Origin of the sequence: Enterobacter sp. SORGH_AS_0287 (genome assembly GCF_031453695.1) — a bacterium.
GTDB lineage: Bacteria > Pseudomonadota > Gammaproteobacteria > Enterobacterales > Enterobacteriaceae > Enterobacter > Enterobacter ludwigii.
In genome coordinates, this window is sequence record NZ_JAVIZW010000001.1 from 3,954,611 (window position 1) to 3,978,101 (window position 23,491).

General features: G+C 55.4%; 23 protein-coding genes and 1 pseudogene. 18 read left to right on the top strand and 6 right to left on the bottom strand.

Annotated features, from left to right (window positions below):
- The first annotated feature begins 303 nt into the window (after positions 1-303).
- The gene (gene nudE, locus QE396_RS18705) at positions 304-864 is read left to right on the top strand and encodes an ADP compounds hydrolase NudE (RefSeq protein WP_014171956.1); all 561 of its coding nucleotides are present in this window, start codon (positions 304-306) and stop codon (positions 862-864) included.
- A gap of 73 nt (positions 865-937) precedes the next feature.
- Here the strand turns inward: nudE and mrcA are convergent, their stop codons facing one another.
- Entirely contained in the window at positions 938-3,490 is a 2,553-nt protein-coding gene (gene mrcA, locus QE396_RS18710) for a peptidoglycan glycosyltransferase/peptidoglycan DD-transpeptidase MrcA (RefSeq protein ID WP_309952005.1), read from the bottom strand.
- A 119-nt stretch (positions 3,491-3,609) separates the two neighbouring features.
- On the opposite strand from mrcA, the gene QE396_RS18715 reads away from it, so the two are divergent.
- From QE396_RS18715 to trpS, 12 genes are all read left to right on the top strand, one after another.
- On the top strand, positions 3,610-4,386 hold the full coding sequence (locus QE396_RS18715) for a hypothetical protein (protein WP_020884576.1): 777 nt from the start codon (positions 3,610-3,612) through the stop codon (positions 4,384-4,386).
- Positions 4,383-4,877 (top strand): PilN domain-containing protein, encoded by a 495-nt coding sequence (locus QE396_RS18720; RefSeq protein ID WP_309952008.1) that lies wholly within the window; start codon positions 4,383-4,385, stop codon positions 4,875-4,877. The genes QE396_RS18715 and QE396_RS18720 overlap by 4 nt, the downstream gene beginning before the upstream one ends.
- A gap of 3 nt (positions 4,878-4,880) precedes the next feature.
- Complete coding sequence (locus QE396_RS18725) at positions 4,881-5,342, top strand: hypothetical protein (protein WP_020884578.1); 462 nt, start codon at positions 4,881-4,883, stop codon at positions 5,340-5,342.
- Positions 5,332-5,736, top strand: coding sequence for a HofP DNA utilization family protein (locus QE396_RS18730; RefSeq protein WP_032670496.1), 405 nt, complete (start codon positions 5,332-5,334; stop codon positions 5,734-5,736). The genes QE396_RS18725 and QE396_RS18730 overlap by 11 nt, the downstream gene beginning before the upstream one ends.
- A complete protein-coding gene (gene hofQ / locus QE396_RS18735; RefSeq protein ID WP_020884579.1) occupies positions 5,648-6,886 on the top strand; it encodes a DNA uptake porin HofQ in 1,239 nt (412 codons plus the stop codon). Before QE396_RS18730 ends, hofQ begins: the two co-directional genes overlap by 89 nt.
- A 286-nt stretch (positions 6,887-7,172) precedes the next feature.
- Entirely contained in the window at positions 7,173-7,694 is a 522-nt protein-coding gene (aroK, locus tag QE396_RS18740; RefSeq protein WP_003861630.1) for a shikimate kinase AroK, read from the top strand.
- A gap of 57 nt (positions 7,695-7,751) precedes the next feature.
- Positions 7,752-8,840, top strand: coding sequence for a 3-dehydroquinate synthase (gene aroB / locus QE396_RS18745; protein ID WP_020884580.1), 1,089 nt, complete (start codon positions 7,752-7,754; stop codon positions 8,838-8,840).
- 92 nt (positions 8,841-8,932) lie between these two features.
- The gene (gene damX, locus QE396_RS18750; RefSeq protein ID WP_047366225.1) at positions 8,933-10,261 is read left to right on the top strand and encodes a cell division protein DamX; all 1,329 of its coding nucleotides are present in this window, start codon (positions 8,933-8,935) and stop codon (positions 10,259-10,261) included.
- A 67-nt stretch (positions 10,262-10,328) separates the two neighbouring features.
- Positions 10,329-11,141: an adenine-specific DNA-methyltransferase gene (gene dam, locus QE396_RS18755; RefSeq protein ID WP_014171946.1), complete on the top strand. Its 813-nt coding sequence runs from the start codon at positions 10,329-10,331 to the stop codon at positions 11,139-11,141.
- A gap of 41 nt (positions 11,142-11,182) precedes the next feature.
- A complete protein-coding gene (gene rpe / locus QE396_RS18760) occupies positions 11,183-11,860 on the top strand; it encodes a ribulose-phosphate 3-epimerase (protein WP_014885523.1) in 678 nt (225 codons plus the stop codon).
- Positions 11,853-12,614, top strand: a complete 762-nt coding sequence (gene gph / locus QE396_RS18765) for a phosphoglycolate phosphatase (RefSeq protein WP_020884582.1) — start codon at positions 11,853-11,855, stop codon at positions 12,612-12,614. Before rpe ends, gph begins: the two co-directional genes overlap by 8 nt.
- Positions 12,607-13,611 carry a tryptophan--tRNA ligase gene (gene trpS, locus QE396_RS18770; protein ID WP_014171943.1) on the top strand — a complete coding sequence of 335 codons (1,005 nt, stop codon included), beginning with the start codon at positions 12,607-12,609 and terminating at the stop codon, positions 13,609-13,611. Before gph ends, trpS begins: the two co-directional genes overlap by 8 nt.
- 100 nt (positions 13,612-13,711) lie before the next feature.
- Here the strand turns inward: trpS and QE396_RS18775 are convergent, their stop codons facing one another.
- The 4 genes and pseudogenes from QE396_RS18775 to nirB all read right to left on the bottom strand — a co-directional run bounded on the left by QE396_RS18775 (position 13,712) and on the right by nirB (position 18,405).
- Complete coding sequence (locus QE396_RS18775) at positions 13,712-13,882, bottom strand: YhfL family protein (protein ID WP_020884583.1); 171 nt, start codon at positions 13,880-13,882, stop codon at positions 13,712-13,714.
- A gap of 145 nt (positions 13,883-14,027) precedes the next feature.
- Positions 14,028-15,402: pseudogene (gene cysG / locus QE396_RS18780) on the bottom strand (siroheme synthase CysG).
- A 136-nt stretch (positions 15,403-15,538) separates the two neighbouring features.
- Complete coding sequence (gene nirD / locus QE396_RS18785; protein ID WP_020884585.1) at positions 15,539-15,865, bottom strand: nitrite reductase small subunit NirD; 327 nt, start codon at positions 15,863-15,865, stop codon at positions 15,539-15,541.
- A complete protein-coding gene (gene nirB, locus QE396_RS18790) occupies positions 15,862-18,405 on the bottom strand; it encodes a nitrite reductase large subunit NirB (RefSeq protein ID WP_309952016.1) in 2,544 nt (847 codons plus the stop codon). The genes nirD and nirB overlap by 4 nt, the downstream gene beginning before the upstream one ends.
- A gap of 240 nt (positions 18,406-18,645) precedes the next feature.
- Here nirB and QE396_RS18795 point away from each other — a divergent pair, with 240 nt between their 5' ends.
- Positions 18,646-19,962 carry a cytosine deaminase gene (locus QE396_RS18795; RefSeq protein WP_032679098.1) on the top strand — a complete coding sequence of 439 codons (1,317 nt, stop codon included), beginning with the start codon at positions 18,646-18,648 and terminating at the stop codon, positions 19,960-19,962.
- Positions 19,963-19,966: 4 nt separating this feature from the next.
- Here QE396_RS18795 and tsgA read toward each other — a convergent pair whose 3' ends face one another.
- On the bottom strand, positions 19,967-21,151 hold the full coding sequence (gene tsgA / locus QE396_RS18800) for an MFS transporter TsgA (RefSeq protein ID WP_020884588.1): 1,185 nt from the start codon (positions 21,149-21,151) through the stop codon (positions 19,967-19,969).
- A 278-nt stretch (positions 21,152-21,429) separates the two neighbouring features.
- On the opposite strand from tsgA, the gene ppiA reads away from it, so the two are divergent.
- The 4 genes from ppiA (at position 21,430) to pabA (ending at position 23,463) form a co-directional block, all read left to right on the top strand.
- Positions 21,430-22,002, top strand: a complete 573-nt coding sequence (ppiA, locus tag QE396_RS18805) for a peptidylprolyl isomerase A (RefSeq protein WP_014171936.1) — start codon at positions 21,430-21,432, stop codon at positions 22,000-22,002.
- A gap of 107 nt (positions 22,003-22,109) precedes the next feature.
- Positions 22,110-22,277 (top strand): YhfG family protein, encoded by a 168-nt coding sequence (locus QE396_RS18810; protein WP_014171935.1) that lies wholly within the window; start codon positions 22,110-22,112, stop codon positions 22,275-22,277.
- Positions 22,267-22,869: a putative adenosine monophosphate-protein transferase Fic gene (locus QE396_RS18815; RefSeq protein WP_025202869.1), complete on the top strand. Its 603-nt coding sequence runs from the start codon at positions 22,267-22,269 to the stop codon at positions 22,867-22,869. The genes QE396_RS18810 and QE396_RS18815 overlap by 11 nt, the downstream gene beginning before the upstream one ends.
- 30 nt (positions 22,870-22,899) lie before the next feature.
- Positions 22,900-23,463, top strand: coding sequence for an aminodeoxychorismate synthase component 2 (gene pabA, locus QE396_RS18820; protein ID WP_020884590.1), 564 nt, complete (start codon positions 22,900-22,902; stop codon positions 23,461-23,463).
- The last annotated feature ends 28 nt before the right edge of the window (positions 23,464-23,491 follow it).

The window sequence follows — 23,491 nt, forward strand, 5'->3', positions numbered from 1 at the left end:
CTTACAGGTGTAGTCAGTAGCACCTTTAACATTGAATGAGAGTCTGTGGTTGGCTATCGGCAAGTATGGAGTCGAACTTGAGCATTCTGAAGCGCATCCCAGTGACCGATGATGATAGCAAAGCCTGTTATGGCGCGATATCAGCAAATTCCTGGAAACATTTCAACCTCTTGACATTTGTTTTGAATTGAGGATTGATTCCTGTTACGTTGCATAAATGTAAATACAGAACAATTGACATTGCCGAAACCGTGCGGCGTATCGCACAATAAAGCCAGTTCCCACTGCTAAGACCCCATCACGATGAGCAAACCACTACAAAAACCCACCATTCTGAATGTTGAAACAGTCGCAAAATCGCGCCTGTTTAATGTCGAAAGTGTGGATCTGGAGTTCAGCAACGGTGTGCGTCGCGTTTACGAACGTATGCGCCCTTCTTCGCGCGAAGCGGTGATGATTGTTCCTGTCGTCGACGACCATCTGATCTTAATCCGCGAGTATGCCGTGGGAACCGAATCTTACGAACTTGGGTTCTCAAAAGGGCTCATCGACCCGGGTGAAACGGTCTTTGAGGCGGCCAATCGCGAGCTGAAAGAAGAGGTCGGTTTTGGCGCGAACGAACTGACGTTCCTGAAAAAACTGAGCATGGCACCCTCCTATTTTTCCAGCAAAATGAACATTGTGGTTGCTGAGGATCTCTATCCAGAATCGCTGGAAGGGGACGAGCCGGAGCCACTGCCACAGGTTCGCTGGCCGCTGGCCCATATGATGGACCTGCTTGAAGACCCTGACTTTAACGAGGCCCGCAACGTGAGCGCGCTGTTCCTGGTACGCGAATGGCTGAAGGGGCAGGGGCGGTTATAGCGGCCTGATGTCCGCAACGTGTGAGAGAACAAAAAAAAACGGCAACCTGAGGTTGCCGTTTTTACGTTGTCCGTTAGAACAACTCGTGCGTTTCGCCGTTATCAATGATTTCTGTACCCACCTCATGCACCGCCTGTGTGGTCGGCTGCGTGCCCTCGATGAAATACTCTGCACGGCTATTGCCGCCATTGGCGAGCTGCCCGGTGCTGCGGTCGATATTGACGGTAACCACGCCCGGTGGTGGCGTCAGCGGTTGCTCCGGAACGCCTTCCAGCACGGATTTCATATAGGCATCCCAGGCCGGTTGCGCACTCTTCGCGCCGCCTTCGTAGCCAGAAATCTGATCTTTAATCGCGCCTGAAGCCGTGGTGCGGCCTAAATCACGGCGATGATCGTCAAAACCGATCCAGACTGACGTCACCACGCCCGGGCCGTAACCGGAGAACCACGCATCTTTCGAGCTGTTTGTTGTTCCCGTTTTACCGCCGATATCATGGCGCTGTAAATCACGTCCTGCCCGCCAGCCGGTCCCTTGCCAGCCAGGTTCGCCGAAGATGTTGGTGTTCAGCGCGCTCTTTATCAGGAACGACAGCGGCGTGTTGATGACATGCGGTGCATACTCCTGCGCCCCGCTCTGCGCCACCAGCGACTGATTAGCCTGTTCCAGCTGCGGCTGCGGCAACACAGGGTTCGTCTGCTCCTGAGACACGGCAACGTCTTCCATGTCCTTGTTTTCAATCACTTCAGATTTTGGCGTATTGCCGTAAATGACCGGAATATCGCAGTCAGGGCAGGCAATTTTCGGCTTCGCTTCAAACAGCACGTCACCCTGGTCGTTCTCGATTTTACTGATGAAGTACGGGTCAATCAGGAAGCCGCCGTTAGCCATCACCGAGTACCCCCGCGCCACCTGAAGCGGCGTAAAGGACGCAGAGCCTAACGCCAGCGATTCGGTGCGCACGATGTTCTGAGCCGGGAAACCGAAGCGTTGCAGATATTCCGCGGCATAGTCGACACCCATCGCACGCATTGCGCGCACCATCACCACGTTTTTCGACTGCCCAAGACCCTGACGAAGACGAATAGGGCCTGAATATTCCGCCGGTGAGTTCTTCGGCTGCCAGTCAGAACCGGCACCAGCATCCCAGCGGGAGATAGGCACGTCGTTCAGGATACTGGCGAGAGTCAGTCCCTTATCCATGGCTGCGGTGTAGAGGAACGGCTTGATGTTAGAGCCAACCTGACGCAACGCCTGGGTGGCGCGGTTAAATTTGCTCTGGTTGAAATCGAACCCACCGACCAGGGCCAGCACGGCACCGTTCTGCGGATTGATGGACACCAGGGCCGAGTTAACGTCTGGCACCTGCGCCAGCCACCAGCTGTCGCCCACCTTGCGTACCCAGATTTGCTGTCCGGTCTGGACGACATCAGTCACTTTACGCGGCGTCGGGCCTTGCAGGGTGTCTGAGCGGTACGGACGAGCCCAACGGATCCCGTCCATACGCAGGGAGACAGACGTTCCATCCGCCAGCGTTGCCACTGCTTCCTGTGGATCGGCCTGAGTCACCACGGCAGGAAGGAGCGGGCCATAGGTGGGCAGCGCTTTCAGCGTACTGGTGATTTTTTTGCTGTCCCAGGCGCTTTCGCCGACTTTCCACAGCACATTTGACGGGCCGCGATAACCGTGGCGCATGTCGTAATCCATCACGTTGTTACGCACCGCTTCCTGAGCCGCCTGCTGAACGTTGCGGGTCACGGTGGTGTAAACGCGGTAGCCATCTTCGTAGGCTTTATCGCCGTAGCGGCTCACCATCTCCTGACGCACCATTTCGGTGAGATAAGGGGCAGAGAAGGCAATCTCCGGCGCATGGTAATTGGCATCGATGACATCGTTGCGCGCCTGTTCGTACTCGCTCTGGCTGATATAGCCTTCGCTCAGCATACGTGACAGGACGACGTTACGACGCGCCGTAGCGCGTTCAAGCGAGTAGAGCGGGTTGAAGGTCGATGGTGCTTTAGGCAGACCGGCAATGGTCGCCATTTCGCTTAACGTCAGCTGCTCGACAGGTTTACCAAAGTACACCTGCGCGGCCGCACCAACACCGTAGGCGCGGTAGCCGAGGTAGATTTTATTGAGGTACAGCTCAAGGATCTCGTCTTTGCTCAACAACTGCTCAATACGGATCGCAAGGAACACCTCTTTGATCTTACGGGTCAGGGTCTTTTCTGGGCTAAGGAAGAAGTTACGCGCCAGCTGCTGTGTAATGGTACTTGCCCCCTGAGAGGCATGACCGGAGAACAGCGCAATACTTGCAGCACGGAAAATCCCCACCGGATCGACACCGTGGTGCTCGTAAAAACGGCTGTCCTCGGTAGCGATAAAGGCTTTGACCATCACGGGCGGAATTTGATTTAAGGTCAGCGGGATACGACGCTTTTCGCCGTACTGCGCCATTAACTCGCCATCGGCGCTGTAGACCTGCATCGGGATCTGGAGTCGCACATCGCGAAGCGTAGCGACATCAGGCAGCTGCGGCTCAATATATTTGTACAAACCATAAATCGAGCCTGCTCCCAGCAGAATGCAACAGACTGCAAGGATTAATAAATACTTTACGAACTTCACCGGAGATTTCCCATTTGGTTTCACTTGGGCAGTTTCTAAACAATCGCGCGGTAGTATAAAGGCAAGCCTGATTCATTGATATAGCCGTCACCTGACGGGCGATAAGGAGATCGTGAAGCATGGCTTTCAAAACATGGCAAACAGGCGTTCATATTCAACAGGATAGGGTGCAGATAGTGGCGCTGGCCCGGGAGCGGTCGGGCTGGCGTTTGTGCCGCTGGTGGGCTATCACTCTGGCCGAAGGGATTATCCGGGATGGCAAAATTTGCCAGCCTGAACAACTGGTTGACGCTCTGCGCGACTGGCGGAAAACGTTGCCCCACTCCCACCGGGTGTTTCTCTCATTTCCGGCGGCACGCACGCTGCAACGATCGCTTCCCCGTCCGGGCGTGGCGCTGCGCGACAGCGAACAGCTCTCCTGGCTGGGGGCGACGCTCGCGCGTGAACTGGAGATGGCTGCTGACACGCTCTGTTTTGATTATGCGCAGGATACGTTCAGCAATACATTCCATGTCACCGCTGCACAAAACAACGAGATTAACCCCCTGCTGACGCTGGCAAAGATGTTGCGTTTACGGCTCGTGACGATCACCCCGGATGCCAGTGCGCTGGCGAATCTTCTCCCTGCGGTAGCGCCGGCGCAGTGTGTCGCCTGGCGGGATGGGCATCAGTGGCTGTGGGCGATGCGCCATCAGTGGGGACGGCGTTTTACCACGGAAGCGGAAAACGTGGCCGATCTCGCGGCACTGCTGGCCCTCACGCCGCAGGACATTGCCCTCTTTGATAGCCAGCGAGACCCCTGGGACGCGCTGGTTCGTTGCCATGCTCCTCTGCCGGCGTGCGGCGCTGATTATACCGTCGCGCTGGCGCTGGCCATGAGTGAGGTGCCGGAATGAGCATGACGAACTTTCTGCCGTGGCGGCGGCAGCGACGTGTGCGCTGCCTGCGATTCTGGGGCGTACTGTTTGTCGCTACGTGGCTGCTGATACTGATGGGGGTTTTCAGCCTGCGGATGAATCCTCTCGTGATGACGCGTGCGTTGCATATTCAACTGGCGGGCATGCAGTCCGTGCAGCAGGCGCTGGTGTCTCGTACAAGGTCAGGCACAGAGACGCCAACGCCTGTGCCAGCGCCTCAACGACGCGCCTGGCAGCCGGTGCTGGAGTCCTTTGCCGGGATGATGCCATCCCAGGTCTGGCTGACCGAACTGCGCTATCAGCCCCCTTCACTGATGTTAACCGGATATGCCGCAACACTCCCCGCGCTCTCTGCTCTGCGGGATGGGCTCGGAAAGATGGCGGGGTTTACCCCCGGGCCTACGGGGGAATTACATCAGGATGACCTGGGGCGCTGGATGTTCACCTTTCATCTGCGAAGCGAGGGCTAATGCGTGGAAACCTTGTTCGAACGCTGGTGCGAAAGCAGCCCCCGATGGCGGGTGCTGTGCTGGTGTCTGAGCGTTCTCTTTCTGGGGAGTACGACATGGGGCATGGTGCTTCGACCGGTTGCAAAGCAGGTGGCTGAACTTCAGCGGCAGGTCAGCGAGGCCGCACAGGCTAATGTCTCGCTATGGCCCGCCGCCAGTCAGGTGCCGCGGCGTCACGCACCCCGTGAAGCCACGGTAATGACGCCTTTTTCGCCACTCGAGTTTCAGGGGGCGGGCACAAGACTGGTTCACTGGAAGCCGTTGCAAAACGGAGGGGAACTGACGCTGGATGCTGAATGGCAGGCCATCCCGACTGTTTTCAGCCGGCTGGCGCAGCGGGATGTTCAGGTTGCCGCCTTTGCTCTCTCTGCACAGGGTTCGGCATTACGCCTGCGGGTGGAGCTGGAGGAGCAGCATGCGAAATAGCGCGCGTTGCCTGCTGGTGTGTTGCGCCCTGTTAGTGACCGGGATGCGGGATCCTTTTCGCCCGCCGGATGACCCTTGTGCGGTAGGGCAACTGGCGCAGTGGCATTACCACGGGATGGTGGGCGGCACTCAGGACACTGGCATTTTACAGGACGGGCAAAAGCGCTGGCATCGCCTGACACCGCAACAGCATCTCCCGGTGGGCTGGCGGGTAACGGCCCTCAATGAAAGGGAACTGGTCGTCGATGTGGGGGATGCATGTGAACCCAGACAATGGACGTGGCAACGAGAAGGAACGAAAAGGAATGAACATAAGGATAACGCTGTGGCTGCTGGCGTTCAGTCATCCGCTGTGGGCCGCCGCGCCAAAGCCGGTCACGCTGGTGGTGGATGAGGTACCGGTGGTGCAGGTGCTACAGGCGCTGGTCGCACAGGAGAACCGTAATCTGGTGGTATCGCCAGATGTCAGCGGCACGCTGTCGCTCAATCTGACAGGCGTCCCCTGGCGACAGGCGCTACAGACGGTCGTCACCAGCGCCGGGCTTGTTCTGCATGAAGAACGGGGGATTTTTTATGTTCACACCGCAGCCTGGCAGCGTGAACAGCTGGAACGCAAAGAGCAGGAGCGGACACGCCGACAGCTTGATGCGCCGCTGGTCTCGCACAGCATACCTTTTTCTTACGCTGACGCCGGGGAGCTGCAAAAAGCGGCGGAAAAACTGCTCAGCCCAAAGGGGAGTTTGTCTGTCGACAAGCGCACGAACCGTCTGCTGATACGGGATAACCAGGCGGTGCTTGATACGCTGCAGCACTGGGCGACACAGATGGATATCCCTGTCGAGCAGGTGGAACTGGCGGCGCATATCGTGACCATCAATGAAAAAAGCCTGCGTGAGCTGGGGGTGAAATGGAATCTCGCCGACGCAACGGAGGCGGGCAAGGTCGGGCAACTCACAACGCTTGGCAGCGATCTGTCCGTGGCAAACGCCACCACCCATGTGGGTTTTAACATTGGGCGGATTAACGGCAGGCTGCTGGATTTGGAATTGTCGGCGCTGGAGCAAAAGCAGCAGGTCGATATCATCGCCAGCCCACGACTGCTGGCCTCGCATATGCAACCGGCCAGTATTAAGCAGGGCAGTGAGATCCCATATCAGGTCTCCAGCGGTGACAGCGGGGCGACCTCCGTGGAATTCAAAGAGGCGGTGTTAGGCATGGAGGTGACGCCGGTGGTGCTGCCCGGCGGTCGCGTACGCCTGAAGCTGCACATCAGTGAAAATATGCCAGGACAGGTGCTGCAGCAGGCCGATGGTGAAACGCTCGCCATCGATAAACAAGAAATTGAAACCCAGGTGGAAGTAAAAAGTGGAGAAACGCTGGCGCTGGGCGGAATTTTTTCGCAAAAGAATAAAACCGGAAGCGATCGCGTGCCTGGGCTGGGCAATATCCCGTGGCTTGGACAGCTTTTTCGCCATGACGGAAAGGACAATGAACGACGGGAGTTAGTAGTGTTTATTACACCACGACTGGTCGGTATTCGCTGAAGAGTCACGATCCTCCCAATGATTTTGCATTCAGATTGTTGCAGATGTTTGACGTGGGGCATGAATTAGCATACAAGGAGTACCGATTTGAGTTGGACTTACGTCTTATTGCCTTATGCGTCTGGTGCGGTGATTTAATCAGTTGCCAAACAAGCCGGAGTATTGAGATAATTTTTAGTCTGACTCTCGCTCTATTGCATATGAGGTTTCAGTTCATGTCCTGCTACGCCGGGTGTCTGCGAAGCGGGGATTACCATTAACGAATAGTCTTAGTAGTACCGATAAAATGGCAGAGAAACGCAATATCTTTCTGGTTGGGCCTATGGGTGCCGGCAAAAGCACTATTGGGCGTCAGTTAGCTCAACAACTCAATATGGAATTTTACGATTCTGATCAAGAGATTGAGAAACGAACCGGAGCTGATGTGGGCTGGGTTTTCGACGTAGAAGGCGAAGAAGGTTTCCGTGACCGAGAAGAAAAAGTGATCAACGAACTCACGGAAAAGCAGGGCATTGTTCTGGCAACAGGCGGTGGCTCTGTCAAATCTCGCGAAACCCGCAACCGTCTCTCCGCCCGTGGCGTAGTGGTCTATCTCGAGACGACCATCGAAAAACAGCTGGCACGTACGCAGCGCGATAAAAAGCGCCCGTTGCTGCAGGTTGAAACGCCACCACGCGAAGTTCTGGAAGCGTTGGCCGATGAACGCAATCCGCTGTACGAAGAGATTGCTGATGTGACCATTCGTACTGACGATCAGAGCGCTAAAGTGGTTGCAAACCAGATTATTCATATGCTGGAAAGCAACTGATTCTGGCTTTATATACAATCGCCTGCGGGTAAAAGCATTAAAGGTGGATGTCGCGTCATGGAGAGGATTACAGTTACTCTCGGGGAACGTAGTTACCCAATCACCATCGCGGCTGGTTTGTTTAACGACCCAGCTTCCTTTTTACCACTGAAAGCGGGTGATCAGGCGATGCTGGTCACCAATGAGACGCTGGCTCCGCTTTATCTCGACCGCGTTCGCCACCTGCTTGAACAGGCGGGCGTTAAAGTCGACAGTGTGATTCTGCCCGATGGCGAGCAGTATAAAAGCCTGGCGGTACTGGATACCGTCTTTACCGCATTGCTGCAAAAACCGCATGGTCGCGATACAACACTGCTTGCCCTGGGCGGCGGTGTTGTGGGCGATCTGACGGGCTTTGCGGCTGCAAGTTATCAACGTGGTGTGCGTTTTATTCAAATCCCTACCACGTTACTGTCTCAGGTCGACTCTTCTGTCGGCGGCAAAACGGCCGTTAACCATCCGCTCGGTAAAAATATGATTGGCGCGTTCTACCAGCCGGCATCGGTGGTGGTGGATCTCGACTGTCTGAAAACCCTACCGAAACGCGAGCTGGCTTCTGGCCTGGCTGAAGTGATCAAATACGGCATTATTCTGGATGGCGAGTTCTTTGACTGGCTGGAAGAGAATATGGATGCGTTGCTGCGCCTGGATGAGGCGAAACTGGCTTACTGCATTCGTCGTTGTTGTGAGCTGAAAGCGGAAGTTGTCGCTGCAGACGAGCGTGAAACGGGCTTACGTGCTTTACTGAATCTTGGGCATACGTTTGGTCACGCGATTGAAGCCGAAATGGGTTACGGTAACTGGCTTCACGGTGAAGCAGTCGCTGCCGGAATGGTAATGGCTGCCCGCACTTCTGAACGTCTGGGGCAGTTTAAACCGGAAGAGACGGCACGCATCATCACGCTGCTTGAGCGTGCGGGCTTGCCGGTAACCGGGCCGAAAGAGATGTCGGCACAAGCGTATTTACCCCACATGATGCGCGATAAAAAAGTATTGGCAGGTGAGATGCGTCTTGTACTCCCGCTTGCAATAGGGAAGAGTGAAGTACGCGGCGGAGTGCCGCATGATGTGGTTCTTGGCGCTATTGCTGACTGTCAGCAGGCGTAACAACTAGAAAGGTCAGGCCACTGTTACAGGTGGTCGTTTAGCTTCAGGCGAAATGCAAAGTCGTTGGCATAAGCCTTTGAGTGGGGTGTTAAATGGATGAATTCAAACCAGAAGACGAGCTGAAACCCGATCCCAGCGATCGTCGTACTGGTCGTTCTCGTCAATCTTCAGAACGTGATAACGAGCCGCAGATCAACTTTGACGATGTTGATCTGGATGCAGACGATCGTCGCCCTTCGCGTAGCCGCAACGCGCGTGATGAGCGAGAAGAAGAAGAGGGTTATGAGTCCGAAGAAGATTCAATGGACGAAGAGCCTGTAGAGCGTCGCCCACGTAAACGTAAAAAAGCCGCTGCGCAGAAACCCGCCTCCCGCCAGTACATCATGATGGGACTCGGCGTTCTGGTGCTCGTGCTGCTGATTGTCGGTATTGGTTCTGCGCTAAAAGCGCCTTCGACCCCTTCCGGTGAGCAAGCGGCATCCACTGAGAAGAGCATCAGCCTCTCTGGTAACGATGCGACCGATCAGGCGAATGGTGCACAGCCAGCGCCGGGTACCACCTCCGCCGAGCAGACTGCCGGAAATACAACACAGCCGCAGGATGTTTCTCTGCCGCCTGTTTCTTCTACCCCCGCACAGGGTCAGGCACCTGCCACGCCGGAAGGCCAGCAGCGTGTAGAAGTTCAGGGCGACCTGAACAATGCCCTGACGCAGCCGCAAAATCAGGCGCAGGTGGACAATGCCGTGGTTAACTCTACGCTGCCAACTGAACCTGCGACCGTTGCACCGATCCGCGGTGGCAACGCTCAGCCGCAAACGGCTGCAACCGAAACCAAACCGCGCCAGACGCAACCTGCGACCCGTCCTGAACGTAAGCAGGCTGTGATTGAACCTAAGCGTGAAACCAAACCTCAGGCAGTCGTCAAAGCGCCGGAAGTGAAAGCGCCGGCTCAGACAAAACGTACTGAAACGGCCACGGTGAGCGAACCGGCAAAAGCACCGGTTACGCAGACTGCACCGAAAGCAACGGCGACCACCACGGCACCGGCTGCCACTTCGGCACCAACTGCAACTGCACCTACTGCAACTGCACCTGCAGCCACGGCAACAACCAGCGCCGCAGCAGGCAAGACTGCAGGTAACGTCGGTTCGCTGAAGTCAGCCCCGTCCAGCAATTACACGCTGCAGCTGAGCAGTTCGTCTAACTATGACAACCTCAACGGTTGGGCGAAGAAAACAAATCTGAAAAACTATGTGGTTTATCAGACGACCCGTAATGGTCAGCCGTGGTACGTGCTGGTAAGTGGCGTTTATGCTTCAAAAGATGAAGCGAAACGTGCTGTCGCAACGCTGCCAGCCGACGTTCAGGCGAAAAACCCATGGGCTAAGCCAATTCATCAGGTTCAGGCTGATCTGAAGTAATGTTTAAAGCGCAGGATGCTGTCGGAGCTTTCTCCACAGCCGGAGAAGGTGTAATCAGTTAGTCAGCATGAAAAAAAATCGCGCTTTTCTGAAATGGGCAGGGGGGAAATACCCCCTGCTCGATGATATTAAAAAGCACCTGCCGAAAGGCGAGTGTCTTATCGAGCCCTTTGTGGGCGCTGGATCGGTATTCCTGAATACCGATTTTTCTCGTTATATCCTGGCGGATATCAACAGCGACCTCATCAGCCTCTACAACATCGTCAAGCTGCGGACCGACGAGTACGTGGAAGAGGCTCGGAAGCTGTTTACACCCGAGCACAATAATCCGGACGTTTACTACCAGTTCCGCACTGAGTTTAATCAGAGTCAGGATCCGTTCCGCCGGGCGCTGTTGTTCCTCTATCTCAATCGACACGGCTACAACGGCCTGTGCCGGTATAATCTTCGTGGTGAGTTTAACGTGCCGTTTGGCCGTTATAAGCGTCCGTATTTCCCACAGGATGAGTTGTATCACTTTGCTAAAAAAGCGCAGAATGCCGAATTCCACTGCCTCTCCTATGAAGAGTGCATGGAGCTGGCAGGCGTAAACTCGGTGGTCTATTGCGACCCGCCTTACGCACCGCTGTCCGCGACGGCAAATTTCACCGCTTATCACACCAACAGCTTCAGTCCGGCCGAGCAGGCCCGTCTGGCGGAGATGGCGGAAAAGCTGGTCAGCAAAAGAATTCCGGTGTTAATTTCGAATCACGATACCCCTGATACGCGCGAATGGTACAAAGCCGCGAAGCATTTTCAGGTCAAAGTGCGGCGTAGCATAAGCAGCAACGGCGGCACACGTAAAAAGGTGGACGAACTCCTGGCTCTTTATCGCCCCTGAGCCGTTTTGCCCGCCGGTAAACACATTTCAAGGAGATGCGGATGAAACAGTTTTTGATTGCTCCCTCAATTCTGTCGGCCGATTTTGCCCGCCTGGGTGAAGACACTGCAAAAGCACTCGCGGCGGGCGCGGATGTCGTCCATTTCGACGTTATGGATAACCACTACGTTCCTAATCTGACCATTGGCCCGATGGTGCTTAAAGCGCTGCGTAACTATGGTATTACCGCGCCGATTGACGTTCATCTGATGGTGAAGCCTGTTGACCGTATCGTGCCTGATTTTGCCGCTGCGGGAGCCAGTATCATCACCTTCCACCCTGAAGCGTCTGAACATGTGGATCGCACGCTGCAGCTCATCAAAGAGAATGGCTGTAAAGCGGGTCTGGTTTTCAACCCGGCTACGCCGCTGAGCTATCTCGACCATGTGATGGATAAGCTGGATGTCATTTTGCTGATGTCCGTTAACCCGGGCTTTGGCGGTCAGTCGTTTATCCCTCATACGCTGGATAAACTGCGTGAAGTGCGCCGTCGTATTGATGAGTCAGGTTACGACATTCGTCTGGAAGTCGACGGTGGCGTAAAAGTGAATAACATTGGTGAAATTGCGGCAGCGGGCGCGGATATGTTCGTTGCAGGTTCAGCGATTTTCGACCAACCGGATTACAAAAAAGTCATTGATGAAATGCGCCGTGAACTGGCGAAGGTAAGTCATGGATAAATTGCAGGCAACCCGGGGTATCGCATTTGACCTCGACGGTACGCTGGTCGACAGCGCGCCGGGCTTAACCAGCGCCGTAGACCAGGCGCTGTATGCTCTTGAACTGCCCGTTGCGGGCGAAGAGCGTGTCATCACGTGGATTGGCAATGGCGCCGATGTCCTGATGGAGCGCGCGTTGACATGGGCCCGCCAGGAGCGTGTGTCCCAGCGTTCCGCACAGGGTAAACCGAGCGTGGATCATGCGGATATCCCGCAGGAAGAACAGCTGCGTATCCTGCGTAAATTGTTCAATCGTTTCTATGAAGAGACGGTCGAAGAGGGCAGTTTCCTGTTCCCGGATGTCGCAGAAACGCTGAGTGCGCTTCATGCCAACGGCATTCCGCTGGGGTTGGTGACAAACAAACCGACACCTTTTGTCGCCCCTCTGCTGGAAGCGCTGGATATCGCGAAGTATTTTTCCGTCATTGTTGGCGGTGATGATGTGCAGAACAAAAAGCCGCATCCGGAACCGTTACTGCTGGTGGCAGGAAAATTATCCTTAACGCCTGCGGAGCTGCTCTTTGTCGGTGATTCCCGCAATGATATTCTGGCTGCCAGAGCGGCGGGTTGTCCTTCAGTGGGATTAACCTATGGCTACAACTACGGTGAGGCCATCACGCTGAGTGAGCCGGACGTCGTGTTCGACCACTTCAAAGATTTGTTGCCCGCACTCGGGCTTTCGCACAGTGATAATCAGGAATTGAATAATGACTAAGCCCATCGTTTTTAGTGGCGCACAGCCGTCAGGTGAATTGACCATTGGTAACTACATGGGTGCGTTACGCCAGTGGGTCAGCATGCAGGATGATTACCATTGCATTTACTGCATTGTGGATCTGCATGCTATCACTGCACGTCAGGATCCTGAGAAGCTGCGTAAAGCCACCCTGGACACCCTGGCGCTGTATCTGGCCTGCGGAATTGATCCTGAGAAGAGCACCATTTTCGTTCAGTCTCACGTTCCAGAGCATGCGCAGCTGGGCTGGGCGCTGAACTGCTACACCTACTTCGGCGAACTGAGCCGCATGACGCAGTTCAAGGATAAATCCGCGCGCTACTCAGAAAACATCAACGCCGGTCTGTTTGATTACCCGGTACTGATGGCAGCAGACATTCTGCTGTACCAGACCAACCAGGTGCCGGTTGGCGAAGATCAGAAACAGCATCTGGAACTGAGCCGCGATATCGCCCAGCGCTTTAACGCGCTGTACGGCGACGTGTTCAAAGTGCCTGAGCCGTTCATTCCGAAATCCGGCGCACGCGTGATGTCGCTGCTGGAGCCAACCAAGAAGATGTCCAAGTCTGACGATAACCGCAACAACGTTATCGGCCTGCTGGAAGACCCGAAATCGGTGGTTAAAAAGCTCAAGCGTGCGGTGACCGACTCCGATGAGCCACCTGTTGTGCGTTACGACGTGCAGAACAAAGCGGGCGTCTCCAACCTGCTGGATATCCTCTCCGGTGTGACGGGCCAGAGCATTCCTGAGCTGGAACAACACTTCGAAGGCAAGATGTATGGTCACCTGAAAGGGGAAGTGGCGGATGCTGTTTCCGGCATGCTGACCGAGCTGCAGGAGCGTTATCACCGCTACCGTAACGACGAAGCTTTCCTGCAGAAAGTGATGAAAGAGGGCGCGGAAAAAGCCAGTGCCCGCGCGTCTGAAACCCTTAAAGCGGTGTACCAGGCGATTGGGTTTGTGGGTAAACCGTAACCCTGTTTTGTCGGGTAAGCATGAGCGCTCCCCGACAAAAAACGCGCTGAGCCAGACAAAAAACCGGGACATTCCCGGTTTTTTTTACGCCTGAAAACGCTTACTGCTGTGCGGCCGGGCCGCAGCCACCGATGATCTTCGAAATGGAAATTGCCGGGTGCAGCAGGTAATCATAGCTGCAATTATTTTTGGTATTTTGAACGTGACCGGTGCAGGCGGTCAGAGTCGATAACATGCCTACCAGAACGGCGGCTTTTGCCAGTTTAAACATACGCATTCCTTGTCTGAAAAAACGAAAATTGGATCTAACGTGAGGGAATAAATGGAAAAATTCCATTTCGCGGGCGGTATGTTATCGGAAGCGGTAAGAGGGGAGTAGTCCGCATAAGGACTACTCCGGGAAGGGGGAATATGCGTTAGTGATTCGAGAACCAGTTCAGTTTATCGCGCAGCTCCACCACGCGTCCGACAATAATCAGCGCCGGGCTTTCAACCTGCTGTGCCAGCTCACCTAACTGCGTCAGCACGCCGTTCACCACGCGCTGCTTAATGGACGTACCGTTTTCCACCAGCGCGACGGACATATCCTCTTCCATGCCGTGCTCCAGCAGTTTGGCCTGAATGGTCGCGGCCTGGTTTTAACCCCATATAGAACACCAGCGTCTGTTTTTCGGCGGCCAGGTTATGCCAGTCCAGCTCACTGCCGGTTTTCAGGTGTCCCGTCACCAGGCGTACGCTCTGGGCATAGTCACGGTGGGTCAGCGGAATGCCCGAGTAAGCTGAGCAACCGGAGGCTGCCGTGATGCCCGGCACCACGGAAAACGGAATACCCGCGTTGCACAACGTTTCCAGCTCTTCACCGCCGCGACCAAAGATAAACGGGTCGCCACCCTTGAGGCGCACCACGCGTTTTCCTTTTTGCGCTTCGCGCAGCAGGATCTGGTTAATCTCCTCCTGCGGCACACAGTGGTACCCGGCACGTTTACCGACAAATACGCGGTCAGCATCGCGGCGGACCAGGTTCATTATCTCATCGGAGACCAGACGGTCATAAACCACAATATCCGCCTGCTGGATCTGCTGCAGCCCTTTCAGCGTCAGCAAACCGGCATCGCCCGGGCCGGCACCCACCAGCACCACTTCACCACGATGATCCAGCGGCTCGCAGAGCAACTGCGCCGTCGTCTCTTCCACCGCTTTATGATCCTGATTCGCCAGCGACTGGGCCAGCCTGTCATTCACAAAGAATTTTTCCCAGAAGCGGCGGCGTTCACCCACGGTCGCGAAGGTTTGCTTAACCCGGGAACGCAGCTGCCCGGCATAGTGGGCAATCTGGCCAAGATGCTGCGGCAGGATGGCTTCCAGTTTTTCCCGCAGCAGGCGGGCCAGAACGGGAGAGCGGCCGCCGGACGATACCGCAATCATCAGCGGCGAACGGTCAATGATCGACGGCATGATAAAGCTGGCCTCCTTCGGGGCATCCACCACGTTACAGAAGATGCGGCGCGCTTCACAGGCGTCGCTGACGCGCTGATTCACTTCATCGTCATCCGTGGCGGCAATGGTCAGCCAGCAGGTATCAAGCAGGGATTCATTAAACCCCCCCTGCACCAGCGTGAGCATCCCTTCTTTTTCCCAGGCCTCAAACTGCGGGGCAAAAGCCAGGGCGTTAACGGTGAGTCGGGCTCCTGCTTCTAACAGCAAGCGCGCTTTGCGTTCAGCCACATCGCCGCCGCCTACAAGCAGACAGTCGCGATGGCGTAATTGACAGAAAATCGGCAGGTGGTCCACGACATTACCTCACAGCATTCAAGGAGGGGGTAAGAAATTGAGGTCAGGATAACAGCAGGAATCGTACAGAACATACGGTTTTTCCTGCCGTTACCCATAAGGGGTCATAAGCTTTTCATATTGAAAAGGCGAGAGATTAGCCTTTCAGCTGCACCTTACCGTCCTTCACGCGGACATCGTAGGGCTTCACGGAATAATGCTCATCTTCCATGCAATACCCGTCGCGTAAACGAAAACGCTGTTTCTTCAACGGGCTGGCAACCCAGAGTTCACCCTGATGCTCTGCGATTAATCCCCGGGACAGGACGCTGGCCTCAAAGAACGGGTCGATATTGCTGATGGCAAAAACCTGTTCATCATGGCGAGGGCGGAATATCGCGACCTGCTCGTTACCCAGCAGGGCACAGACCCCGGTGGCAGGCAGAATGTCGTTAATGTTGCAGATGTTTACCCACTGGCTCATGCGTTTTCCTCCACCAGAGTCACCGGAATACGTTCATAAGGTGTCGCCGGACGATGCTGCTCGCGTTCTGCCACAACCTGCACATTCGGGTCGCGCTGGGTGCTGTTGATAAAGTGTCTGAAGCGAGTCTGCGTCGCCGGGGTGTTGACGGTTTCAGTCCACTCGCAGATCACCGCCTCGCGCAGGCGCGCCATTTCCGCTTCCAGATGGTCGTTCAGGCCCAGTTTGTCGTCAATGATGACCGATTTCAGGTACTCGATGCCGCCTTCCAGGTTATCGAGCCAGGACGCGGTACGGGTCAGCTTATCGGCGGTACGGATGTAGAACATCATAAAGCGGTCGAGATACTGAATCAGCGTATCGCGGTCGAGGTCTGCCGCCAGCAGGTCTGCATGGCGTGGTTTCATGCCGCCGTTACCACAGACGTACAGGTTCCAGCCTTTCTCGGTGGCGATGATACCCACATCTTTACCCTGCGCTTCCGCACATTCGCGGGTACAGCCGGAGACGCCAAACTTCATTTTGTGCGGTGTACGGATGCCTTTGTAGCGGTTCTCCAGCTCCACACCGAAGCCGACGCTGTCGCCTACGCCGTAGCGGCACCAGGTGCTGCCCACACAGGTTTTTGCCATACGCAGCGCTTTCGCGTAGGCGTGGCCGGTTTCGAATCCCGCGTCAATCAGCTGACGCCAGATTTCAGGCAGGTCATCTTTCTGCGCACCAAACAGGCCGATACGCTGAGAGCCGGTGATTTTGGTATACAGGTTAAATTCACGCGCGATACGGCCAACGGCGACCAGCCCTTCCGGGGTGATTTCGCCACCGGCGGAGCGTGGGATGACGGAGTAAGTCCCGTCTTTCTGAATGTTCGCCAGGAAGTTATCGTTGGTATCCTGCAGCGGCGTGTGCTCTGGTTTGAGAACGTACTCGTTCCAGCAGGAGGCCAGCAGGGAACCCACGGTAGGTTTACACACTTCACAGCCATAGCCCTGGCCGTGTTTCGCCAGCAGTTCGTCGAAGGATTTGATGCCTTCCACGCGGATCAGGTGGTACAGCTCCTGGCGAGAGTAAGCGAAATGCTCGCACAGGTTATTGTTGACTTCGATACCCTGTTTCGCCAGTTCTGTGTTCAGAACCTGTGTGACCAACGGGATACACCCACCGCAGCCGGTACCGGCTTTGGTTTCTGCCTTTAGGGCCGCGACGGTATGGCAGCCTTTATTGATGGCCGAAATCAGCATGCCTTTGGTCACATCGAAACAGGAGCAAATCTGCGCGCTGTCGGGCAGTTTATCCACGCCGATGGACGGCTTACCGCTGGACGCATGCGCCGGAAGGATCAGCGCGTCCGGGTTTTCCGGCAGTTCGATGGCGTTCAAGACCAGCTGGAGCAGGTTACCGTAGTCGCTGGTATCGCCCACCAGCACCGCGCCGAGCAGGGTTTTGTTGTCCTGACTGACGATAAGACGTTTGTACACCTCTTTGCTTTCATCGAGGTAAACATAGCTGCGTGCGCCCGGCGTGCGGCCATGCGCATCGCCAATACCGCCTACGTCTACGCCCAGCAGTTTCAGCTTGGCGCTCAGGTCAGCCCCTTCGAAGGCGTTCTGGTTGCCGAGAATATGGTCAACGGCAACCTGCGCCATTTTGTAGCCAGGCGCGACCAGACCGTACACGCGGTTGTTCCAGCTGGCGCATTCGCCGATGGCGTAGATATCCGGGTCGGAGGTCTGGCAGGTATCGTTAATCATGATCCCGCCGCGCTGAGCGACGGCCAGACCGCACTGGGTGGCCAGCTTGTCGCGTGGGCGAATACCGGTAGAGAAGACGATAAAGTCCACTTCCAGTTCGCTGCCATCGGCAAAGCGCATGGTTTTCCGCGCTTCGGTGCCTTCCTGCACAATCTCTTTGGTATTTTTGCTGGTGTGAACCTTCACGCCCATGCTTTCGATTTTACGGCGCAACTGGTCACCACCCATGTGGTCAAGCTGCTCTGCCATCAGCATCGGGGCAAATTCGATGACGTGGGTTTCAACACCGAGGTTTTTCAGCGCACCGGCGGCTTCCAGACCCAGCAGCCCCCCCCCGACCACGGCGCCACGTTTACTGCGGCGTGCACATGATTCGATCGCATTGAGATCTTCGATGGTACGATAAACGAAGCAATCCTGCGTTTCCGAGCCTTTGATCGGCGGGATCCACGGGTACGAGCCAGTCGCCATGATCAGCTTGTCGTAAAAAACCGTTCGTCCGGCGCTGGAGTGAATCACTTTTTCCTGACGGTTGATGGTGATAGCGCGTTCGCCCACCAGCACTTTCACGCCATGCTTCTCGTAGAAACCATCGCGCACCAGAGAGAGCTCTTCAGCGGTATGATGGGAGAAGTAGGAAGACAAGTGCACACGGTCGTACGCCTTGCGGGGTTCTTCACAGAACACGGTAATATCGAACTGGTTAGCATCGGCTTTATCGAGAAGATCCTCAATAAAGCGGTGGCCGACCATGCCGTTACCGATGATAGCGAGTCTGACTTTGCTCATTTTTGCCTCGATTTCTTTTCTATTACTGCCTACCTTAACGATTCAGCAGGGGCACTTATTGATGCAAATCAAATACGCCTTCGCCTACTCCTTAGGTGGTATATGACTGATTTGTCAGGATTTTTATAAGTTGTGGAAATCGCTGGCTTTTCGAGGTCGCCGATTTTGTGTACAAATTAAGGGGCGCGTTGTCAAAAATGCGTACTCCCAAATTTCAGCCGCGTTTTTCAGGGGAAAGGCATGTCTACAACACCGCTTGGGCTTATCCAGAATGTTCGCTTACCGGGTCGCGAAGGGCTGTGGCAAATCGCCATTGAGCAAGGCCGTTTTGGTGGCATTACGCCGATGGGCGATACCGAAGACGAAAACGTAAGAATCTTAAACGCGCGTGGCGGCCTTGCCATCCCCCCGTTTATTGAACCGCATATCCACCTTGATACCACCCAGACGGCAGGTGAGCCGAGCTGGAACCAGTCCGGTACGCTGTTTGAAGGCATTGAGCGCTGGGCGGAGCGTAAGGCACTGCTTAGCCATGAGGATGTAAAAGCGCGCGCCTGGAAGACGCTGAAAGGGCAAATTGCCAACGGTATTCAGTTTGTGCGCACCCACGTGGACGTCTCTGACCCGACGCTCACCGCCCTGAAGGCCATGCTGGAGGTGAAGCAGGAAGTTGCGCCGTGGATCACGCTGCAAATCGTGGCGTTCCCGCAGGAAGGCATCCTTTCTTACCCGGACGGCGCGGCGCTGCTTGAGGAGGCGTTGAAGCTGGGCGCCGATGTGGTCGGGGCAATCCCGCATTTTGAATTCACCCGCGAGTATGGCGTGCAATCGCTGCACATTGCCTTTGAACTGGCGAAGAAATATGACCGTCCGCTGGATATCCACTGCGATGAAATTGACGATGAGCAGTCCCGATTTCTGGAAACGGTGGCCACCCTGGCTTATGAATCAGGGATGGGTCCGCGGGTCACGGCCAGCCATACCACGGCGATGCACTCCTATAACGGGGCATACACCTCGCGGCTTTTCCGCCTGCTGAAGATGTCAGGCATCAACTTTGTCGCCAATCCACTGGTGAATATCCATTTACAGGGACGCTTTGACGATTATCCCAAACGACGCGGGATTACCCGAGTGAAGGAGCTGCTGGAGGCGGGGATCAACGTCTGTTTCGGGCATGATGATGTCTTCGACCCGTGGTACCCGCTTGGCACCGGCAATATGCTGCAGGTACTGCATATGGGGCTGCATGTGTGTCAGATGATGGGGTATTCGCAAATCGACAACGGTTTGAACCTGATAACCCACAACAGCGCCCGAACCTTCGGCCTGACGGATTACGGTATCGAAACGGGAAATCTGGCTAACCTGATCGTGCTGCCTGCGGAGAGCGGGTTTGAGGCGGTGCGCTGCCAGGTGCCGGCGCGCTGGTCGATTCGGGAGGGGCGAGTGATTGCCACGACGCAGCTTGCGCAGACGTGGATCAAAATGGACGACGTTGCGGAAGAGCACATCTTCACGAAAAACAGCCCCTTCGCTGAGCGCAAAGGGGCGTAGGGGATCAGTGGGACGCCGCTGCCGTATTATGCTGGCGGTGGCGGGTCACAAAGCCCAGAACCAGGCACATCACAAACACCACCGCGTACAAACCGTTAGCGGTATGCAGCGCGGCCAGTGGGCCGCTGTGGGCGACGATCGGGCCGGTGACCACGAAGGTCAACATGGTGCCGATGGTGCCGCAGGTCAGCACGAAGTTCACCAGTTTCGGTGACGCCACTTTGGTCTGCAGAGAGCCCAGCGTAATGATAGAGGTGTAAATCGCGCTGGAGAAGAAGCCCAGGGTCAGGATGAACCACGGCATATGCTCCGGTGAACCGTTAATGAACAGGTACATCAGCACGGTTGCCATGCCCGCCAGCACGGTCAGAATGCGCTGCAGGTCGAAGAAGCGCAGGATGAAGCTAAACGCCCACATGCCGAACATGTAAGACATCCAGAAATCGCTCACCAGTTTACCCGCGTCGTTCAGGCTCATGCCCAGGCCTTTGGCGTATTCCGGTACCCAGGAGATAAAGCCCAGCTGACCGAGGATGTAGCACAGTGCGGCAACGGAGAGGAACAGTACGCCGATACCCCATTTCTCTTTCGCGACCGGCTCGTCCGTGGATTGCGCTTTTTTGCCCAGAACCGGGAATTCACAGCCGAAGGTCAGAATAAAGATTGCCACGTAGACCAGACCGATACAGGCATAAACCCAGTACCACTCAATGCTGCGTGCCAGCAGAACGGCCGCTACCATCGGGAAAATCATCCCCGCCATGCTGAAGAAGGAGTCGGTAAACAGCAGACGTGCGCCACGCTGACGACCTTCATACATATGGGTAATCAGGAACGTACCGATGGACATCGTGATACCGCTCACCAGACCCAGCACAAACATGGCGGCAGAGAACAGGGCGATGCTGTGGCTCACCATTAAACCCGCTACCGCGGCGACCATCAGCACGAAACCAAAACGCAGCTGCGTTTTCAGTGGAACAATTTCCATCAGCCAGGCATTCAGGAAAATGGAGATCAGGATCCCGGCGTTGAGGAAGGTAAAGGTGTTACTCATGCTGGAAACGGGCAGCTGGAAGTAGTCTGCGATATTACCCATCACCATCCCGGTGACGATCACCAACGCGCCGGTCAGGGCGTAGGAGAAGAAGCTGATCCATGTGAGCTTGATACGATTGCTGTTAGTCATGTCTGGCCTGTTCAGGAAAAGAAAAGCGCCCGAGGGGCGCTGAGAGCGGGCAGATTTTAGACATTAAAGTGATCCATTCATATCTTTTAAGAGAAATTCGATCGCTATTGCAGGTTTTTATGTGATTCAGATCACATTAATAGGCGTCATAACCAATCGTTTGCGTGGTTACAACTGTTTCAATTTCGTAAAATTAGGTAAAAGGCTGGTCTCCGTTCATACTGCTCTTTAGAATCAAGCCATTCGCTTTTTATACTGCGCTTTGTTAAGGAATTCTCATGCTCAAATCAACGCTGGCGGCTGTCGCAGCTGTGTTTGCTCTTTCTGCCGTTTCCCCTGCTGCGCTGGCAGCCAAAGGAGACCCTCACGTTCTGCTGACCACCTCCGCCGGGAATATTGAGCTGGAACTGAATAGCCAGAAAGCTCCGGTTTCTGTGAAAAACTTCCTCGACTACGTGAATAACGGTTTCTATAACGGCACCACATTCCACCGTGTGATCCCGGGCTTTATGGTGCAGGGCGGTGGTTTTAACGAGCAAATGCAGCAAAAGCAGCCTAACGCACCGATTAAAAACGAAGCGGATAACGGCCTGCGCAACACCCGCGGTACCATCTCTATGGCGCGTACGGCAGATAAAGACAGCGCCACCAGCCAGTTCTTTATCAACGTGGCGGATAACGCCTTCCTCGACCACGGCCAGCGCGACTTCGGTTACGCGGTCTTCGGTAAAGTGGTGAAAGGGATGGATGTGGCTGACAAGATTTCTCAGGTGCAGTCCCATGACGTTGGCCCATACCAGAATGTGCCGACAAAACCGGTTGTGATCCTCTCTGCAAAAGTTCTGCCGTAACCTTCTTTGACACGGGCGCTTCTCGCCCGTGTTTCGCTCCCCTCCCTGCGAAAGCGCGTTTTGCTGCTTATACTTGTGGCACACGGACATCTTCAGGGAGGCGTTAAGTGAAAAAACTCACCGATAAGCAAAAATCCCGTCTCTGGGAGCAGCAGCGAAACAGTAATTTCCAGGCCAGCCGCCGCCTTGAGGGGGTTGATAGCCCGCTCGTTACGCTAAACGCCCAGGATGCGCAAAGCCGTCTTGAAGAACTCAGGAGGCACTATGAGCGATAAAATCGGTGACGATCGTGACCCGTATCTCTACCCGGGTCTGAATGTGATGCGTAACCGTCTGAATATCCGTCAGGCTGACCGTCTTGCAAAGGCATCCTATGAGATCACCGCGCTGCGGGTGGCGACGCTCGGCTTAGGCCCGTCGGCGCCGGGGTTGCCGCATCTCTGTGCAATCCACCGCCACCTTTATCAGGATATTTTTGACTGGGCGGGCGATATCCGCGAAATCGATATTTATCAGGGCGACACCCGCTTCTGCCACTTCGCCTACATCGAGAAAGAGGGCAATGTCCTGATGCAGGATCTCGAGGAAGAGGGGTATCTCAACGGTCTGCAGAAAGAGGAGTTTGTGGCCCGCCTGAGTCACTACTACTGTGAGATCAACGTGCTCCATCCCTTCCGGATTGGCAACGGTATCGCTCAGCGGATCTTCTTCGAACAGCTCGCCATCCATGCAGGCTATCAGCTGAGCTGGAAAGATATCGACCCGGGCAAATGGGCAGCGGCCAACCAGAGTGGCGCAATGGGCGATTTAACGGCCCTGAACGCCATCTTTGCCAAAGTAGTGAGCGAAGCGCGGGAAACTGAGTAGAATAGGGCGGCACGTTTTTCTGGAGCCGCCATGATTCTGCTGATTGATAACTACGATTCCTTCACCTGGAACCTTTACCAGTATTTTTGTGAACTGGGTGCAGAGGTGGTGGTCCGCCGCAACGACGACATCAGCCTGGCCGAAATCGACGCGCTTGCCCCGCAGAAAATCGTTATCTCGCCGGGGCCCTGCACGCCGTCGGAATCGGGCATTTCGCTGGATGTCATTCATCACTACGCCGGTAAGTTGCCCATTCTTGGCGTCTGCCTGGGCCATCAGGCTATTGGGCAGGTGTTTGGTGCCACCATTGTGCGCGCCGCCAAAGTGATGCATGGCAAAACCGCGCCGGTGACCCATACCGGCACGGGCGTGTTTACGGGACTTAATAATCCGCTTACCGTGACGCGCTACCATTCGCTGGTCATTGACCCGTCAACGCTGCCGGAATGCTTTGAGATTACCGCCTGGAGCGATACCCGGGAGATCATGGGGATCCGACATCGTGAATGGGACCTCGAAGGGGTGCAATTCCACCCGGAGAGTATCCTCAGCGAGCAGGGACACCAGCTGCTGGCAAATTTCCTCAATCGTTGAATAGTGGTTGCCTTGCTGTGATTTTTTA

Bases quoted from the DNA above. Each gene is read 5' to 3' on its own strand.
- QE396_RS18775 (WP_020884583.1), bottom strand. From the start codon at position 13,882: ATGTTTAAACTGGCAAAAGCCGCCGTTCTGGTAGGCATGTTATCGACT.
- aroB (WP_020884580.1), top strand. From the start codon at position 7,752: ATGGAGAGGATTACAGTTACTCTCGGGGAACGTAGTTACCCAATCACC.
- QE396_RS18730 (WP_032670496.1), top strand. From the start codon at position 5,332: ATGCGAAATAGCGCGCGTTGCCTGCTGGTGTGTTGCGCCCTGTTAGTG.
- QE396_RS18815 (WP_025202869.1), top strand. From the start codon at position 22,267: ATGAGCGATAAAATCGGTGACGATCGTGACCCGTATCTCTACCCGGGT.
- nudE (WP_014171956.1), top strand. From the start codon at position 304: ATGAGCAAACCACTACAAAAACCCACCATTCTGAATGTTGAAACAGTC.
- tsgA (WP_020884588.1), bottom strand. From the start codon at position 21,151: ATGACTAACAGCAATCGTATCAAGCTCACATGGATCAGCTTCTTCTCC.
- gph (WP_020884582.1), top strand. From the start codon at position 11,853: ATGGATAAATTGCAGGCAACCCGGGGTATCGCATTTGACCTCGACGGT.
- trpS (WP_014171943.1), top strand. From the start codon at position 12,607: ATGACTAAGCCCATCGTTTTTAGTGGCGCACAGCCGTCAGGTGAATTG.
- QE396_RS18720 (WP_309952008.1), top strand. From the start codon at position 4,383: ATGAGCATGACGAACTTTCTGCCGTGGCGGCGGCAGCGACGTGTGCGC.
- pabA (WP_020884590.1), top strand. From the start codon at position 22,900: ATGATTCTGCTGATTGATAACTACGATTCCTTCACCTGGAACCTTTAC.
- QE396_RS18795 (WP_032679098.1), top strand. From the start codon at position 18,646: ATGTCTACAACACCGCTTGGGCTTATCCAGAATGTTCGCTTACCGGGT.
- QE396_RS18715 (WP_020884576.1), top strand. From the start codon at position 3,610: ATGGCTTTCAAAACATGGCAAACAGGCGTTCATATTCAACAGGATAGG.
- hofQ (WP_020884579.1), top strand. From the start codon at position 5,648: ATGAACATAAGGATAACGCTGTGGCTGCTGGCGTTCAGTCATCCGCTG.
- damX (WP_047366225.1), top strand. From the start codon at position 8,933: ATGGATGAATTCAAACCAGAAGACGAGCTGAAACCCGATCCCAGCGAT.
- nirD (WP_020884585.1), bottom strand. From the start codon at position 15,865: ATGAGCCAGTGGGTAAACATCTGCAACATTAACGACATTCTGCCTGCC.
- ppiA (WP_014171936.1), top strand. From the start codon at position 21,430: ATGCTCAAATCAACGCTGGCGGCTGTCGCAGCTGTGTTTGCTCTTTCT.
- dam (WP_014171946.1), top strand. From the start codon at position 10,329: ATGAAAAAAAATCGCGCTTTTCTGAAATGGGCAGGGGGGAAATACCCC.
- aroK (WP_003861630.1), top strand. From the start codon at position 7,173: ATGGCAGAGAAACGCAATATCTTTCTGGTTGGGCCTATGGGTGCCGGC.
- rpe (WP_014885523.1), top strand. From the start codon at position 11,183: ATGAAACAGTTTTTGATTGCTCCCTCAATTCTGTCGGCCGATTTTGCC.
- nirB (WP_309952016.1), bottom strand. From the start codon at position 18,405: ATGAGCAAAGTCAGACTCGCTATCATCGGTAACGGCATGGTCGGCCAC.